Source organism: Variovorax sp. W1I1, from assembly GCF_030815625.1.
Lineage (GTDB): Bacteria > Pseudomonadota > Gammaproteobacteria > Burkholderiales > Burkholderiaceae_C > Variovorax > Variovorax paradoxus_C.
This window is the reverse complement of record NZ_JAUSWZ010000001.1, coordinates 3,468,724-3,484,698: the sequence shown is the minus strand read 5'-3', so window position 1 is coordinate 3,484,698 and position 15,975 is coordinate 3,468,724. Positions and strand designations below refer to the sequence as shown.

The window sequence follows — 15,975 nt, the reverse complement described above, 5'->3', positions numbered from 1 at the left end:
GAGCCACCGCGCGGGCCGCGATGTTGCTGTTCCTGCCTTTTCCTTTCCTGCCTTTTTTCTTCCTTTCCCATTCCCATTCGAGAGAGAGATTGCTTATGCAGATCAAGAGCCAGAAGACCTTCTTCTCGGGCGTCATGTTCACCTGCGTCGGTGCGGCCTTCGCCCTCGGCGCCACCAACTACAACGTGGGCAGCGCGGCGCGCATGGGCCCTGGCTACTTCCCGTTGATCATCGGCACGCTGCTCGCGGTGCTGGGGCTGGTGGTGATCTCCAGTGCGTTCACGGTCAAGACCGCCGACGGCGACCCGATCGGAAAGATCGCTTGGAAGCCGCTGGGTTTCATCATCGGCGCCAACCTCTTGTTCGGCGTCCTGCTCGCGGGCCTGCGCAGCATCGGGCTGCCCGCCATGGGCCTTATCGCCGCGATCTACGCGCTCGTGGTGGTCGCCTGCATGGCCGGCGCGAACTTCTCGATGAAGCTCTCGCTGATCCTCGCGACGGTGCTCGCCATCGGCAGCTACCTCACCTTCATCGTGGGACTGAAGCTGCAGTTCCAGGTGTGGCCCACCTTCATCAGCGGTTGAGCCGGGGAGCACCACACGCATGACCGAACTCATCGACCATCTCTCGCTCGGCTTCGCCACGGCGGTGTCGCTGCAGAACATCCTCTACGCCTTCATCGGCTGCCTCTTGGGCACGCTCATCGGCGTGCTGCCGGGCATCGGTCCCACGGCCACCATCGCGATGCTGCTGCCGGCCACCTATGCGCTGCCGCCGGTGGCAGCGCTCATCATGCTGGCGGGCATCTACTACGGCTCGCAGTACGGCGGCTCGACGACGGCCATTCTGGTCAACCTGCCGGGCGAGTCGTCGTCCGTGGTCACGGTGATCGACGGGCACCAGATGGCCAAGCAGGGCCGGGGCGGGCCAGCGCTCGCGGCCGCGGGGCTGGGCTCGTTCTTCGCGGGCTGCGTGGGCACGCTCATCCTGGCCGCCTTCGCACCGCCGCTGACCGAGATCGCCTTCAAGTTCGGCCCGGCCGAATACTTCTCGCTGATGATCCTCGGCCTCATCGGCGCGGTGGTGCTGGCCTCGGGCTCGCTGCTCAAGGCGATCTGCATGATCATGGTCGGGCTGCTGCTGGGCCTGGTGGGCACCGACGTCAACTCGGGCGTGGCGCGCTACAGCTTCGACATTCCGGAACTCACCGACGGCCTGGGCTTCATCGCCATAGCCATGGGCGTGTTCGGCTACGGCGAGATCATCGCCAACCTCGCCCGCCCGGAAGACGAGCGCGAGGTGTTCACCGCCAAGGTCTCGGGCCTGTTCCCGACGAAGCAGGATTTCAAGCGCATGTTCCCCGCGGTGCTGCGCGGCACGGCGCTCGGTTCGTCGCTGGGCATCCTGCCGGGCGGCGGCGCGCTGCTGTCGGCCTTTGCGGCCTACACGCTCGAGAAGAAGATCCAGCTCAAGCCCGGCGAGGTGGCCTTCGGCAAGGGCAACATCCGCGGCGTGGCCGGGCCCGAGGCGGCCAACAACGCGGGCGCGCAGACCTCCTTCATCCCGATGCTCACGCTGGGCATTCCGCCCAACCCGGTGATGGCGCTGATGGTCGGCGCCATGACCATCCACAACATCCAGCCCGGCCCGCAGGTGATGACCAGCAACCCCGAGCTCTTCTGGGGCCTGATCGCCTCGATGTGGATCGGCAACCTGATGCTGGTGATCCTGAACCTGCCGCTCATCGGCCTGTGGATCAAGCTGCTGACCATTCCCTACAAGTGGCTCTTTCCGGCCATCGTGCTGTTCTGCGCCATCGGCGTGTACTCGACCAACAACAACGTGTTCGACATCTGGCTGGTGGCGATCTTCGGTGTCGTGGGCTACACCTTCATCAAGCTCGGATGCGAGCCCGCGCCGCTGCTGCTGGGCCTGATCCTCGGGCCGATGATGGAAGAGAACCTGCGCCGCGCGCTCCTGCTGTCGCGCGGCGACTGGAGCGTGTTCGTCTCGCGGCCGATCTCGGCGGGGCTGCTGATCGCGGCGGTGCTGCTGATGCTGATCGTGCTGCTGCCGTCCATCCGGTCCAAGCGCGAAGAGGCGTTCGTGGAGGAGACCTAATAGATAAGCCGCCCCGGCCGATCAAGAGGTGCAACCCTCAGTTTTTACGATCGGCGGCACGCCGGTTGGCGGGGCAGTGAACAGGATGACAACGCAGTTGACTTTTATAGGCGCGTTGTCACCCAAAGGACATCGTCAGACCTCGCAAGGGCCGCAGCATCCGGCGCCTTCAACAAGAACGAGGAGACATTCATGATCCAGGAACCCGTGCGTCCGATCACCCGGCGCCGAGCGGCCGTTGCCATGGCCTGCGCCGCGGTTGGCGTTGCGGCCCGGCCCGCCTTCGCTGCCACGACCACCACCACCACCACCACCGCAGCGACGGCGGCCGCCAAACCCGGCGGCGACATCGTCATCGGCCAGAGCGCCCACCTGAGCGGCCCGCTCGCGCCCACGCTGCGGGCGGTGCTGCGCGGCCAGGAGATGGCGCTGGAGGAGTTCAACCGCAAGGGCGGCGTCGAGGGCCGGCGCGTGAGCCTGGTCACGCTGGACGACGCCTACGACGCGCAGAAGACGGTGTCGAACGCGAAGGAACTGCTCGCGCGCCCCGACGTGGTCGCGCTCTTCGGCCTCACCAACACCGCCGGCGCGGGCGCGGTGCTGCCGCTGCTCGTGGAGAAAAAGGTGCCGCTCGTGGGCGTGTACAGCGGCTCGCCGGTGCTGCGCGCCAAGCACAACCCGTACTTCTTCACGACCATGGCGAGCTACCGCGACGAGGTGGTGCAGATGGTGCGCAACCTCGTCACGCTGCACCAGGCGGAGATCGGCCTTGTCTACCAGAACAGCCCGTTCGGGCAGCTCATGGCGCCGGTGGTCGAGGAAACCTGCAAGGAACTCGGCGCGACGCTGGTGGCCAAGGTGCCGCTCGAAGTCAGCGGCAGCGATGCGCCCGCCGCCGTCGCCACGCTGGCGGCGGCCAAGCCGCGGGCGCTGATCTTCATGTCCTTCGGGCCGTCGATGGTGCCGTTCGTCAAGGCGGCGCGGCAGAAGATCGCCGCGCCCATCTACTGCGTGAGCATCGCCAACTCGCGCCCGCTGATCGAGGCGCTCGGCGACGACGCCCGGGGCCTGGCCGTCGCGCAGATCGTGCCGTACCCCTTCCGCGCCACGAGCACGCTCACGCGCAGCTACCACGCGGCCATGGCAGCGGCTGACCTCCCGGTGGACTACGACCACTTCTTCGGCTACCTGAACCTCACCGTGCTGCTGGAGGGCCTCAAGCGCGCGGGCAGGGGTGTGACACCCCAGAAGCTCGTCGCGGCGATGGAGGGCATGCGCATGGCCGACATCGGCGGCTACACGGTCGACTACAGCCCCGAGAACCACCACGGATCGCACTTCGTCGAGCTGGTGATGGTGGCGCCGGGCGGGCGCTACCTGCGCTGAGCGCCCGCACCTCCCTGCACCAAACGGGACGACGCATGCGCCACAACGGCGCACGCGGCCGCGCGCCATGCCCGCGCGGGCGCCGTATTTGGTGCGACCCCAAGGGCTGGGGGCCTGACCGCAGGCTGAATCGCCTGGCACGGATGTTGCGCAGGGTCTTGCACTGTTCCGCGGCAACGCCGCCGCGGCACTCACAGTGCCTCCGCTAACGACGGCGGACCCGAGCGCACTGCAAGCCTTTGTTCAACCAAGGCCGGCAGTACGTCCGTTCCAACCCGATTCGCATCCGTCCCTTGCGGGGGCTCGCCCTGACTGCCGTCTTTCCGACGGGGTCTGCGGCGGACTGACGCATGGCCGGCTGCACGCAGGATCCGACATGAAAATCGCAGTCATTGGCCACGGCATGGTGGGCCACAAGTTTCTAGAGCAACTCCACGAACTCGGCGTTGCCGACGCAGAGGTCACGGTGTTCTGCGAAGAGCCCCGTGCGGCCTACGACCGGGTGCATCTCTCCGAGTTCTTCGCGGGCAAGACCGCCGAAGACCTTTCGCTGGTGGAGCCCGGCTTTTTCGAACGCAGCGGCTTCACGCTGCGCCTTGCGGCCAAGGCCGTGGCCATCGAGCGCCGCAACAACACGCTCACCACGGCCGACGGCGAAGTGGTTGCCTACGACAAGCTCGTGCTGGCCACCGGCTCTTCGCCCTTCGTGCCGGCCGTGCCCGGGCGAGACCGCCCCAACTGCTTCGTCTACCGCACCATCGAAGACCTGGAGGCGATGAAGGAATGCGGCGCGCGCTCCAAGAGCGGCGTGGTCGTCGGCGGCGGCCTGCTGGGCCTGGAATGCGCCAAGGCGCTGCGCGACATGGGCCTGGAGACGCACGTGGTCGAGTTCGCCCCGCGCCTCATGGCCGTGCAGGTCGACGAAGGCGGCGGCCGCGCGCTGCGCAGCAGCATCGAGGCGCTGGGCCTGCATGTGCACACGGGCCGCAACACGGTGGAAATCACCGACGGCGCCGCCGCGCGGCACCGCATGGTGTTCGCCGACGGCACCTACCTGGAGACCGACATGATCGTGTTCTCCGCCGGCATCCGTCCGCGCGATGAGCTGGCCCGCCAGTCGGTGCTGGCCATCGGCCCGCGCGGCGGCGTGGCGATCGACAGCCACTGCCGCACCAGCGACCACAACGTCTACGCCATCGGCGAGTGCGCCTCGTGGAACGAGCAGACCTTCGGCCTCGTCGCGCCCGGCTACGACATGGCACGCGTCGCCGCGAAACACATCGCCGGCCAGCAGGACGCCGCCTTCATCGGCGCGGACATGAGCACCAAGCTCAAGCTCATGGGTGTGGACGTGGCCAGCATCGGCGACGCACACGGCAAGACGCCGCACTCGCGCGCCTACCAGTACATCAACGAGCACAAGCAGATCTACAAGAAGATCGTGGTGAGCGAAGACGGCAAGCAGCTGCTGGGCGCGGTGTTGGTCGGCGATGCGGCCGAGTACGGCACGCTGCTGCAGATGGCGCTCAACGGCATCGCGCTGCCGGCGGACCCCGAGTTCCTGATCCTGCCCTCGAGCGACGGCAAGGCGCGCCCCGGCCTCGGCGTGGATGCATTGCCCGACACGGCCCAGATCTGCTCCTGCAACAACGTGACCAAAGGCCAGATCTGCGCGGCCGTGGGCGAGGGCGCCTGCACCGTCGCCGAAATGAAGGCCTGCACCAAGGCCGGCGCCACCTGCGGCGGCTGCGTGGCACTGGTGGGGCAGGTGATGAAGGTGGAGATGGCCAAGCGCGGCATGGCCGTCAACAACCACCTGTGCGAACACTTCGCGTACTCGCGCCAGGAGCTCTATCACCTGATCCGCGTGGGCGAGATCCGCAGCTTCGACGACCTGCTCGCCAAGCACGGCAAGGGCCTGGGCTGCGACATCTGCAAGCCCACGGCGGCCAGCATCTTCGCCTCGTGCTGGAACGAGTTCGTGCTCAAGAAGAACCTCGCGAGCCTGCAGGACAGCAACGACTACTTCCTCGGCAACATCCAGAAGGACGGCACCTATTCGGTCGTGCCGCGCATGCCGGGCGGCGAGGTCACGCCCGACGGGCTCATCGCCGTGGGACAGGTCGCCAAGAAGTACGGCCTCTACACCAAGGTCACCGGCGGTGCCCGCGTGGACATGTTCGGCGCGCGCGTCGAGCAGCTTCCATCGATCTGGGAAGAACTCATCGCCGCCGGCTTCGAGTCGGGCCATGCCTACGGCAAGTCGCTGCGCACGGTGAAGAGCTGCGTGGGCTCGACCTGGTGCCGCTACGGCGTGGACGACAGCGTGGGCCTGGCCGTCGAATTGGAGAACCGCTACAAGGGCCTGCGTGCGCCGCACAAGATCAAGTTCGGCGTGTCCGGCTGCACCCGCGAATGCGCCGAGGCGCAGGGCAAGGACGTCGGCATCATCGCCACCGAGAAGGGCTGGAACCTCTACGTTTGCGGCAACGGCGGCATGAAGCCGCGCCACGCCGAGCTGTTCGCCTCCGACCTCAGCAAGGCCCAGCTGATCCAGCTGATCGACCGCTTCCTGATGTTCTACGTGCGCACGGCCGACCGCCTGCAGCGCACCAGCACCTGGCGCGAGAACCTCGAAGGCGGGCTCGACTACCTCAAGGGCGTGCTGCTGCAAGACACCCTCGGCATCGCCGGCGAACTCGAAGTGCAGATGCAGAACGTGGTCGACACCTACCAGTGCGAGTGGAAGACCGCGGTGAACGACCCCGCCGTGCGCCAGCGCTTCCGCTCCTTCGTCAACAGCGAGAAGCCCGACGAGCACATCGTGTTCGTGAAGGAGCGCGGCCAGATCCGCCCGGCCCGCGCCGAAGAGCGCAGCACCGAAGCCGACGCCGAAACCGTCTGACGAAAACCGAGGACTTTCACGATGACCACCGACACCCTCCAATGGACCGCCGTCTGCGCGGCCACCGACATCCTTCCCGACACCGGCGTCTGCGCGCTGGTCGACGGCGTGCATGTCGCGATCTTCAGCGTGGGCCGGGAGCAGGCCCTGTACGCCATCGACAACGTCGACCCGAAGGCCGGTGCCAGCGTGCTCTCACGCGGCCTCGTGGGGAGCCTGGGCGACCGCATCGTCGTCGCCTCGCCGCTCTACAAGAACCACTTCGACCTGCGCAGCGGCGAGTGCCTGGAGGCGCCCGAGTACTCGGTGCGGGCCCATGCGGTGCGCGTGGATGAAGGCCGCGTGCTGGTCGCGCTGGGCTGAGCCGCGCACCTTCGACGCTTCAATCTTTTCTCTGCTTTTTCGCTTCTTCAAGGAATCCCGATGGCCTACCTAGCCCCCGCCGAGTTCGTGACCAAGATGGTCGATGCCGGCGAATCCAAGCTGCTGATGTCCACCCGCGACACGCTCATCCGCTCCTACATGGCCGGCGCCATCCTGGCGCTCGCCGCGGCCTTTGCCGTCTCGATCACCGTGAACACCGGCAACGCGCTGGTGGGCGCGATGCTGTTCCCGGTCGGTTTCATCATGCTGTACCTGCTGGGCTTCGACCTCTTGACCGGCGTGTTCACGCTCGCGCCGCTTGCGGTGCTCGACAAGCGCCCCGGCGCCACCTGGGGCGGCGTCATGCGCAACTGGAGCCTGGTGTTCGTCGGCAACTTCGCGGGCGCGCTCACGGTGGCGGTGTTCATGGCGATCATCTTCACCTTCGGCTTCAGCGAGGCGCCCAACGCCATCGGCGAGAAGCTCGGCCACATCGGCGAAGGCCGCACCGTCGGCTATGCCGCGCACGGCGCCGCCGGCATGCTGACGCTGTTCATCCGCGGCGTGATGTGCAACTGGATGGTCTCCACCGGCGTGGTCGCGGCCATGATGTCCACCACCGTGTCGGGCAAGGCCATCGGCATGTGGATGCCGGTGATGGTGTTCTTCTACATGGGCTTCGAACACTCGATCGTCAACATGTTCCTGTTCCCCACCGGCCTCTTGCTGGGCGGCAAGTTCACGCTGATGGACTACCTGATCTGGAACGAGATTCCCACCGTCATCGGCAACCTCGTGGGCGGCCTGACCTTCGTGGGGCTGACGCTGTACTCGACGCACTACAAGACCGCGCCCAAGCGCAAGACCAGCTGATACCCCTCACGCATCCATCGTCTCGATGCTGATGCCCACGCAGAAGGCCCTACGCGTGACGCTCGGCCAGCACTCGCTGGCCAAGCCAGGCGCAGTCAACCAGGACTTTCACGGCGCGATGCTGCCCGAGGGAACGCTGCGCATGTCTAAGGGCATCGCGGTGGCGCTGGCCGACGGCATCGGCTCCAGCCGCGTGAGCCAGGTGGCGAGCGCGGCGGCGGTGCGGGGCTTTCTGGACGACTACTACGCGACCTCCGATGCGTGGTCGGTGCGCCGCGCAGCCCAGCGCGTGCTGAGCGCCACGAACTCGTGGCTGCACGCGCAGACGATGCGCAGCGACGCGCGCTTCGACAAGGACAGCGGCTACGTCTGCACCTTCAGCGCGCTCGTGTTCAAAGGGCGCGACGTGCACATGCTGCACGTGGGCGATGCGCGCATCCATCGCCTGCATACGAACGGCCTGGAGCAACTCACTGAAGACCACCGCGTACATCTGTCCTCGGTCGAGTCGTACCTCGGACGCGCGCTCGGCGCGGGGCCGAACGTGGAGATCGACTACCGCTGCTGGGAGGCGGAAGTGGGCGAGGTCTACCTGCTGGCCACAGACGGCGCTTACACGCACCTCGATGCCGCCGCCGTGCACGACGCGATCGCGCGATGCGGCGACGATTACGACGCTGCCGCGCGCCTGCTCGCCGAGGCCGCGCAGGCCCGCGGCAGCGACGACGACTGCACGGTGCAGCTCGTGCGCATCGACGAACTGCCGCCGGCCGACGCCGCACCGCTGCCCCTGCAGCGCGAAGGCCTCGCCATCGCGCCGCCGCTCGCGCCCCGCACCCGCTTCGAAGGCTTCACCCTCGTGCGCGAACTCCATGTGAGCTCGCGCAGCCACGTGCACCTGGCGGTGGACGACGCGAGCGGGCAGCAGGTGGTGCTGAAGCTGCCCTCGGTCGATCTGCGCGACGACCCGGAGTACCTCGACCGCTTCGTGCTGGAAGAGTGGGTGGCGCGGCGCATCGACAACGTGCATGTGCTCAAGGCGAGCGCCATCGAGCGCGCGCGCGGCCACCTGTACGTCGCCATGGAATACGTCGATGGCCAGACGCTCGCGCAATGGATGGTCGACAACCCCAAGCCGTCGCTCGACAGCGTGCGCCGCATCGCCGAGCAACTGGCGAGTGGGCTGCAGGCGCTGCACGGCAAGGAGATGCTGCACCAAGACATGCGCCCCGAGAACGTGATGATCGACCGCACCGGCACCGTGCGGATCATCGACCTCGCGACGACGCATGTGGCGGGGCTCGCCGATGGCGCAGGCGAGGGCAGGCCGCTCGCGATCACGGGCACGCTGCAGTACACGGCGCCCGAGTACTTCACCGGCCATGGCGGCAGTGCGCGGTCCGACCTGTTCTCGATGGCGGTGATCGTCTACCAGATGCTCACGGGCCAGTTGCCGTACGGGCTGCAGGTCTCGCGGGTTCGATCGCCCGCCGATGTGAATCGGCTGCGTTATGTGCCGGTGCGCCACCTGCGGCCCGACCTGCCCGAGTGGGTCGATGCGGTGCTGCAGAAGGCGCTGAATCCGAATCCGCTGAAGCGCCAGGAGGCCGTGTCGGAGCTTGCGCACGACCTCCGCGCGCCCGGGCAGGAGTTTCTGCGTGCGCGCATGCCACCGCTGATCGAGCGGCACCCCGTGCGCTTCTGGCAGGCGACCACGGCGTTGCTGGCCATCGTGTCGGCGGTGCTGCTCGGGGTGTTGGTCCTGGGGCGTTGAGGTTGCGGGGTTCAGCGCACGGATCGCAGCGGCGCCAAGCCGGCGATCGAAGACCTCAGCACGGCGCCGCGCTGACTTTGTCCACCGCCAGACGCAGCGACTGCATCGTGGCCTCTGTCGTCTCGATGCGGCGCTGCAATTCCTCGTTCACCAGCCGCATCAGCGCGCTCAGTTCGGTGCGGATGGGGTAGACATCTTCCGAGTCGCTCGCAAGCTGCGGATCGACGAGCTTCTCGATGCACGCATAGGCGAGCCGCACGCCATGCAGGCTGTCGATGTCGTCGCAGGCCCGCAGCGCGAGCAATGCGGCGCTGTTGGTGTCGAAGGGTTCGGGGGACGGGGGAACGTGAGCCATTGATGGCCTCCAAGGGGTTTCGGTTTACTGAAACCGACGCACCCGAGTCCAATCGAGGGCGGCGGCTCGACGGGTTGGACTACCGGGAAACCACTTGCGTGAAACCGGCCGGGCTTGCGCCCGCCCATCGAGCCGCCTAAAAAGGTTGCACGAATGAGAAAGCCGCAGTCCTTGCGGTAGCTGCGGCTTTCGTCGCAGTGATTTCAGCGGGAGTCCAATCCCGATCACGCCTGTTTTTGACGTGACGGGGCGGAGTATAGCTACGCGGATATTTGTGGCTTTGCAGCTCGCGTGATGTTCGGCATGGAAGATCGATCGAATCAAGCGGACGCCGCAAAAGCTTCAGCGTCTCGTTTCGCAACCCGCGGCTGCGGGCCACGAGCAAGCTCGACGTCTGTTCGCCGGGCGGGTATGCGTGGCCATCGAGCCGTGCGACCAAGCCCCGCTTCCATGGCGAAAAGCGCGCCAGACTCGTGGCAACTCGCGCCAGAGTGAAGTTCTTTGCGCTAGCACAGCGGCTCCGGTGACGATGTCGATGCCCCGCCGGATGGGCGTTTGGCGATGCACGGGTGCGGTTCGCAAAGGCCGCTATACGCCGCGCATATTGTTATGCTCGCATTCGGAGGTTTCTTAATGTCACACGCCGCTGCCGCTGAAATTGTTTCTTTCGCAAAATCTGTCAATTTGAATGAAGCAGACACGCGATTTCAAATCATTGACAGAATATTTCGCGAAGTTCTCGGATGGCCTATTTCGTCATTCAGGATGGAGCAAAATTCAATTGACGGTTACGCTGACTATCATCTAAATCGCGCATCAGGGCGGCCGGCTATTATTGTCGAAGCAAAAAGGACTGGTGTCTACTTCGATCTGCCGCCTAATTTCAATTACAAAAAACCTTTCAGAACAGTAAAAACTAAAACACTCTTAACCTCGGCAACAGCTAAGGCGGCAATAATTCAGGCGCAGCGATATTGTGCTGATGAGGGATGCGAGTATGGGGTCGTTACAAATGGGCTTCAATTTATAATTTTTAAAGCGTTTCAAAAAGGAAAGGCTTGGAAAGAGCTTTCTGCGATAGTAATTTCAGAGATTTCCTGGTTTGACTCCAATTTCATTGAGGCAACAGATCTTCTTGGATATATATCTGTTATTGAAAATCACAGCCTACAGCGGGCATTTGAAGGAAGCACACCTGATAGCGGCGAGGTGTTTTTCCCGAAAGAGCGGATAGTCTCCTTCAACCAAACAATCAACGCAAACTCGCTAGCTCGTCAAATCAGAGGAATCGTCTTGCGGTACTTTGGGCCGATTGACGTGGACAATTCTGAATTCGTCGATAAATGCTACGTTCATGAGCGAGCGCACGATAAGAATGTGTCGGGCGTACGGACTCTAATTCGAGATTCAGTTTCGCCATTTATGAAAAACTACGGCGTTAATGAAACTGAAGACGCGGAATCGGGAGGAGCATTTGCAAATCGACTTGTTAATGGCATGCGACAGGGTCACAAAGGAGACATAGTCATATTGTTCGGAGGCAAGGGGGCGGGAAAGTCCACATTCATAAAGAAAGTTCTTTATTTTCGTCCGCCCCCTTACTTGAAAAAGTATTGTGTCCCAGTCGTGATAGACATGCTTTCGGCGCCCAAGGATGCTATTTCAGTAAGAAAATCTCTGTGGGAGTCTTTGATTGATCAATTGGACTCGGATCGTCTGTTGATTGCTGATCGAGCGCAGCTTTTACGACTTTTTTCCGATAAATTTGATGTGGCGGAAAAGCAGTCCTTGGCGGGACTTAACAAGGAATCAGAAGCATATAATCTGACCTTGAATCAATTGCTTAAAGAGTGGAAAAGCGACGATAAATATGTTGCTCAGCGTCTAGTCGCATGGCATAGGAATAACAACAAGGGCGTAATTGTCGCGGTTGACAACACCGATCAGTTGGATAACGAACTTCAGGACTACACCTTTTCCCTTGCTGCCGAAATTATCGAAGCTCTGGGTTGTGTAGTTCTTATCTCGATGCGGGAAGAAAGATTTTATGCGTCAAAAATCCGCGGATTTCTCGATGCGTATCAGAATAGTGCCTTCCATATTAGCTCGCCTACACCTGATGAGGTTTTTGGGAAAAGAATTAATTACGTATTGGAGTTGTTGCGCGATAGCGTACTTAATGTAGAGGAGGGCTCGCTTGAAAGCGTCGCTTCGTTCTTTCGTGTATTTCGAAATGATTTTTCGCGCAGCCCGCCCTCACCATTAAATCAATTTATCACCGCATCTGCGCATGGCAATATTCGTCTCGCGCTTGATCTTTTTGGCGATTTGATTCTTTCTGGCTATACCAATGCGCAGGAAATGGCTCAGTCGGGCGGGCGCTGGACTTTGTTGATTCATCAAGTCATTAAGCCGCTGATGACTCCAACTCGTCTTTTTTACGACGAAAAAAACAGTAAAATCCCCAACCTTTTTCAAATCCGTACCAACGAAGGTGGCTCTCATTTCACCGGATTGCGAATTCTCAAGCGTCTTTCCGTTGCCCAGGATCCGCTCTCGCCTGCCTTCATACCGATGCCTGAGCTACGCGGATTTTTTGCCGACGTATTTGGCTTCGACGGAGACTTTCGCTATTGGATAGACAGGTTGCTTGCATCCAATTTAATAGAATCTTCTACGCGTCACGATTCCTTTGCCGACGAAATAGATGCATTGCGAATAACTTCTTTTGGACAATTTGCTCTAGACGAGCTATATAAGGCCTTCACGTATATCGATTTGATTTGCACAGACAGTGGAATGAGATCCGAGAGTCACTGCAACGCTCTTGTTAATCTGGCAAATGGGGAGGTGCAGCTTTTTCGAGATGGTCGAAGGTTTGATCGAGTAAAACTCAGGCTGGATAAAATGGACCTCTTTTTAAGTTATTTAAGTCAAGAGGAGCAAAGGGAAATAGCGTATTACGATTTGCCGCCAGAATATGAGTTTGTGCCTGCAATGTTTGTCGACTGGGAATCTCAGAAAGTACGCGTCATTGCCAGCGCAAGTAAAAATCAATGAGCATTCCATGCGGGCGACGATTTTTATCTCGCCACGATTTTCGCCATGTCAGGCGTTAATTTCAGTGCCTGGAATAGCCCAATATATTGAGCCATTTCATAATCGCTGAATGGCCGACGCCAGGCATTCAAAACTTCGCCCATGGGCCAGAAAGCTACGATTTGGTCAAGGAGCGATTGCTGCTCTCACACGTTTTTCTAAAATTTCTTTCAGAAAAACCCAAGGAAAAATCCCCCGGTCGTGCCCATCGCTAAACACGAACTGCACGCCATAGGCCCCAACCGGCTGTATGTCCGCGAGTTGCACGTCGTCACCCGCAATGCCATCGCCCCCAGCCGCCCGCAGCACCTTGCAATCCGCACAAGGACAACTGGCCCGCAGCAACTGGTACGTAGCCAGATACCGCTCCCCATCGCCCCAGCAAAACTCCAGCGCGGCCCGCGCGCGGTGATCGACGATGGACTCAGGCGCCATGGGCCGCCTTGTTGCCGATCTGAACGATGGCCAGCCGGGCCGATTTGCGCACTTCGGGATCAGGGTCGTCCGCGGCAAGTTCGAGTGCGGGCAGCGCCCCTGCATCGCCGATGTCGCCCAGCGCCAGCGCGGCTTCCTTGCGCAGGTTGCTGATGCTGTGGCCCAACGCCACGAGCAGCGGCGTGACGCTCTCGGCGCTGCGCAGCCGCCCCAGGCTGCGGGCCGCACGCAGGCGCACCTGCCAGTAGTCGTCGTCCAGTGCCACTAACAACGCAGCGGTCGCGGCGGGTTGCTGCAGCTTGCCGAGTGCGGTGGCCGCTTCTTCGCGCACCTGCCAGCTCGCATCGCGCAGCGCGGTTTCCAGCGCGACGCGCGCATCGGCATCGCCCGCCGCAAAGGCCAGCGCGCCCACAGCCGCGCGGCGCACTTCGTCCACCGGGTCGGAGGCGGCAAGGCCGGCCAGCGCAGGCAGCGCGGGCGCATGTTTCAGGTAGCCGAGCACGCCGATGGCTTCGCGGCGCAGGGCGATGGCGTCGGCGGAGTCTTGCGCGGCGCGTGGCTCCTGCAGCACCGCCAGCGCGGGGCCGGCGCTGGCCGGCACGCGCAGTTCGCGCAGCGCACGCAGCACGGCGGCGCGCACCCGCGCGGGGCCGGTGCCCGCATGCGGCAGCAGCCAGGCGGCCGATGCGGGTTCCTTCAGTTCGGCCAGGCTGTGGGCAGCGGCTTCGCGCACTTGTGCATCGGCGTCGTCGAGCGCCACCGCCAGCCCTTCGACGGCGGACTGGTTCTCCATGGTTTCGAGCGCCAGCGCCGCGGCGGCGCGCACGGCGGGCGTGTCGTCGCGCAGGGCCGCGACCAGCAGCGGCGTGTGCGCCTCGTCGGACAGGTCGCCCAGGTCCATCACGGCGATGCGGCGCACTTCGGCATCGGGGGAGGCCAGGCGTTCGGCAATGGCCTGCAGTTCGGGGTCGTCGAGGAGCGAGGAAGTCATTCTTTGTTTGTTTGTTTGTTTTTCTAGATGGCAAAGCGCAGTTGCGCAGCGGTGGGGGCGGCGCCGAGCGGCGTGAGGCGTTCCAGCGGTTTGCTGGCGCCCGCATGCGGATGCAGCAGCTGCAGGCAGCGCCGCTTGAGCGCGGTGAATTCGGAAGAAGTGACCAGCGACGGATCGCGCGGCCGGGGAAAGTCGAGCGCGAACTCGGCGACGATGCGGCCCGGCCGCGGCCCCATCACGAGCACGCGGTCGCCGAGGAACAGCGCCTCGTCGATGTCGTGGGTGATGAAGACGATGGTGGTGCGCACGCGCGCCCAGGCGTCGAGCAGCTGGCGCTGCATCATCAGCCGCGTCTGCGCATCGAGCGCGCCGAAGGGCTCGTCCATCAGCATCACGCGCGGATGGTTGATGAGCACCCGCGCGATTTCGGCGCGCTGCTGCATGCCGCCCGAAAGCTGCGAGGGGTAGAAGCCGGCGAAGTCGTCCAGGCCCACGAGCCGCAGCATTTCGTGCGCCCGCGCATGGCGCTCGCGGCGGCCGACGCCCTGCATCTTCAGGCCGAAGGCGACGTTGTCGAGCACCTTCTTCCAGGGGAAGAGCGTGTGGTGCTGGAACACGAGGCCGCGGTCGGGATGCGGTCCGCGAACGGGCTCGCCGTCCACGTGGATCACGCCACCCGCAGGCGTCAGGTGGCCGGCGAGCGCGCCCAGCAGCGTCGACTTGCCGCAGCCCGAAGGGCCGAGCAGGCAGACGAATTCGCCGGGCTCCACATGCAGCGTGATGTCCTGCACCGCATCGAAGGCCTGCGCGCCCTGGCCGAGGCGCACGCGCAGGTCGTCGATGGCGATGCGGCCGGTTTGCACGTCGGCCTTCATGCGCGTTTCTCCTGCACCGCGCGCCAGGGCATCAGCGACTGGCCGATCCGGCGCACGAGCGCGCTGCTGCCCATGCCGAGCACGCCGATGAAGAGCATGCCGACCACGATGTCCGCGTAGTTCTGGATCGTGTACGACATCCACGTGTAGTAGCCGATGCCGAACTGGCCCGAGATCATCTCGGCCGTGACGAGGCAGAACCACGCGGTGCCCATGCCGATGGCAAGACCGGTGACGACGCTCGGCAGCGCGCCCGGCAGGATCACTTCGCGGAACACTGCGAGGCGGCCCGCGCCCAGGCTGCGCGCCGAAGCGACGAGGCGCGCATCCACCGCCTCCACGCCGTGCACGGTGTTGAGCAGCACGGGAAAGAGCGCGCCGATGAAGGTGATGAAGACCATCGACGCTTCCGAGGACGGAAACATCAGGATGGCGAGCGGAATCCACGCCACGGCGGGGATGGGGCGCAGCACTTCGAGCGGCGGCAGCAGCGTGTCTTCGGCCCAGCGGGCGCGGCCGATCGCGAGGCCCAATGCCACGCCCGCAATGGCCGCGAGGCCGAAGCCGATGAACACGCGGCGCAAGCTCGCCGACAGATGCTGCAGCACCAGCGGCGACTGAACCAGCGACCACGCCGATTCGGCCACCTCGCGCGGCGGCGGCACGTTCTGGAAGGTGATGAAGCCCAGGTTCATGCGTTCGCGCGTGGCGAGGTGCCATGCGAGCACGCACAGGAGCAGGGCGCCGATGCGCCATGTGGCGCGCGGCAGGTTGCCGTTGAAGAGGCTGGCCATGGTG

Annotated in this window: 13 protein-coding genes; 8 read left to right on the top strand and 5 right to left on the bottom strand. The window is 63.8% G+C overall.

Features of this window, described 5'->3' with window-relative positions:
- The first annotated feature begins 95 nt into the window (after window positions 1-95).
- The 7 genes from QFZ83_RS16275 (at window position 96) to QFZ83_RS16245 (ending at window position 9,422) form a co-directional block, all read left to right on the top strand.
- Window positions 96-584: a tripartite tricarboxylate transporter TctB family protein gene (locus QFZ83_RS16275; RefSeq protein WP_307508075.1), complete on the top strand. Its 489-nt coding sequence runs from the start codon at window positions 96-98 to the stop codon at window positions 582-584.
- Window positions 585-603: 19 nt separating this feature from the next.
- Window positions 604-2,121 (top strand): tripartite tricarboxylate transporter permease, encoded by a 1,518-nt coding sequence (locus QFZ83_RS16270; RefSeq protein WP_307508073.1) that lies wholly within the window; start codon window positions 604-606, stop codon window positions 2,119-2,121.
- A 192-nt stretch (window positions 2,122-2,313) separates the two neighbouring features.
- Window positions 2,314-3,507, top strand: a complete 1,194-nt coding sequence (locus QFZ83_RS16265; protein ID WP_307508072.1) for an ABC transporter substrate-binding protein — start codon at window positions 2,314-2,316, stop codon at window positions 3,505-3,507.
- Between the two features lie 376 nt (window positions 3,508-3,883).
- Window positions 3,884-6,412, top strand: coding sequence for a nitrite reductase large subunit NirB (gene nirB / locus QFZ83_RS16260; RefSeq protein WP_307508070.1), 2,529 nt, complete (start codon window positions 3,884-3,886; stop codon window positions 6,410-6,412).
- 21 nt (window positions 6,413-6,433) lie between these two features.
- Window positions 6,434-6,775: a nitrite reductase small subunit NirD gene (nirD, locus tag QFZ83_RS16255; RefSeq protein ID WP_280808060.1), complete on the top strand. Its 342-nt coding sequence runs from the start codon at window positions 6,434-6,436 to the stop codon at window positions 6,773-6,775.
- A 60-nt stretch (window positions 6,776-6,835) separates the two neighbouring features.
- On the top strand, window positions 6,836-7,648 hold the full coding sequence (locus QFZ83_RS16250) for a formate/nitrite transporter family protein (protein ID WP_306877079.1): 813 nt from the start codon (window positions 6,836-6,838) through the stop codon (window positions 7,646-7,648).
- Between the two features lie 25 nt (window positions 7,649-7,673).
- Complete coding sequence (locus QFZ83_RS16245) at window positions 7,674-9,422, top strand: bifunctional protein-serine/threonine kinase/phosphatase (protein WP_307508069.1); 1,749 nt, start codon at window positions 7,674-7,676, stop codon at window positions 9,420-9,422.
- A gap of 55 nt (window positions 9,423-9,477) precedes the next feature.
- Here the strand turns inward: QFZ83_RS16245 and QFZ83_RS16240 are convergent, their stop codons facing one another.
- Window positions 9,478-9,777: a hypothetical protein gene (locus tag QFZ83_RS16240; protein WP_307508067.1), complete on the bottom strand. Its 300-nt coding sequence runs from the start codon at window positions 9,775-9,777 to the stop codon at window positions 9,478-9,480.
- Between the two features lie 633 nt (window positions 9,778-10,410).
- Here QFZ83_RS16240 and QFZ83_RS16235 point away from each other — a divergent pair.
- The gene (locus tag QFZ83_RS16235; protein ID WP_307508065.1) at window positions 10,411-12,837 is read left to right on the top strand and encodes a hypothetical protein; all 2,427 of its coding nucleotides are present in this window, start codon (window positions 10,411-10,413) and stop codon (window positions 12,835-12,837) included.
- 165 nt (window positions 12,838-13,002) lie between these two features.
- On the opposite strand, the gene QFZ83_RS16230 is transcribed toward QFZ83_RS16235, so the two are convergent.
- From QFZ83_RS16230 to QFZ83_RS16215, 4 genes are read right to left on the bottom strand one after another with little or no spacing between them, the layout of a single operon-like run.
- Entirely contained in the window at window positions 13,003-13,311 is a 309-nt protein-coding gene (locus tag QFZ83_RS16230; RefSeq protein ID WP_307508063.1) for a gamma-butyrobetaine hydroxylase-like domain-containing protein, read from the bottom strand.
- Complete coding sequence (locus QFZ83_RS16225) at window positions 13,301-14,302, bottom strand: HEAT repeat domain-containing protein (protein ID WP_307508061.1); 1,002 nt, start codon at window positions 14,300-14,302, stop codon at window positions 13,301-13,303. The genes QFZ83_RS16230 and QFZ83_RS16225 overlap by 11 nt, the downstream gene beginning before the upstream one ends.
- A gap of 23 nt (window positions 14,303-14,325) precedes the next feature.
- The gene (locus QFZ83_RS16220; RefSeq protein ID WP_307508060.1) at window positions 14,326-15,177 is read right to left on the bottom strand and encodes an ABC transporter ATP-binding protein; all 852 of its coding nucleotides are present in this window, start codon (window positions 15,175-15,177) and stop codon (window positions 14,326-14,328) included.
- Window positions 15,174-15,971, bottom strand: coding sequence for an ABC transporter permease (locus QFZ83_RS16215; protein WP_307508058.1), 798 nt, complete (start codon window positions 15,969-15,971; stop codon window positions 15,174-15,176). Before QFZ83_RS16215 ends, QFZ83_RS16220 begins: the two co-directional genes overlap by 4 nt.
- Window positions 15,972-15,975 lie beyond the last annotated feature (4 nt).

Bases quoted from the DNA above. Each gene is read 5' to 3' on its own strand.
- QFZ83_RS16275 (WP_307508075.1), top strand. From the start codon at position 96: ATGCAGATCAAGAGCCAGAAGACCTTCTTCTCGGGCGTCATGTTCACC.
- QFZ83_RS16215 (WP_307508058.1), bottom strand. From the start codon at position 15,971: ATGGCCAGCCTCTTCAACGGCAACCTGCCGCGCGCCACATGGCGCATC.
- QFZ83_RS16265 (WP_307508072.1), top strand. From the start codon at position 2,314: ATGATCCAGGAACCCGTGCGTCCGATCACCCGGCGCCGAGCGGCCGTT.
- QFZ83_RS16240 (WP_307508067.1), bottom strand. From the start codon at position 9,777: ATGGCTCACGTTCCCCCGTCCCCCGAACCCTTCGACACCAACAGCGCC.
- nirB (WP_307508070.1), top strand. From the start codon at position 3,884: ATGAAAATCGCAGTCATTGGCCACGGCATGGTGGGCCACAAGTTTCTA.
- QFZ83_RS16220 (WP_307508060.1), bottom strand. From the start codon at position 15,177: ATGAAGGCCGACGTGCAAACCGGCCGCATCGCCATCGACGACCTGCGC.
- QFZ83_RS16225 (WP_307508061.1), bottom strand. From the start codon at position 14,302: ATGACTTCCTCGCTCCTCGACGACCCCGAACTGCAGGCCATTGCCGAA.
- QFZ83_RS16230 (WP_307508063.1), bottom strand. From the start codon at position 13,311: ATGGCGCCTGAGTCCATCGTCGATCACCGCGCGCGGGCCGCGCTGGAG.
- QFZ83_RS16245 (WP_307508069.1), top strand. From the start codon at position 7,674: ATGCTGATGCCCACGCAGAAGGCCCTACGCGTGACGCTCGGCCAGCAC.
- QFZ83_RS16235 (WP_307508065.1), top strand. From the start codon at position 10,411: ATGTCACACGCCGCTGCCGCTGAAATTGTTTCTTTCGCAAAATCTGTC.
- QFZ83_RS16250 (WP_306877079.1), top strand. From the start codon at position 6,836: ATGGCCTACCTAGCCCCCGCCGAGTTCGTGACCAAGATGGTCGATGCC.
- QFZ83_RS16270 (WP_307508073.1), top strand. From the start codon at position 604: ATGACCGAACTCATCGACCATCTCTCGCTCGGCTTCGCCACGGCGGTG.
- nirD (WP_280808060.1), top strand. From the start codon at position 6,434: ATGACCACCGACACCCTCCAATGGACCGCCGTCTGCGCGGCCACCGAC.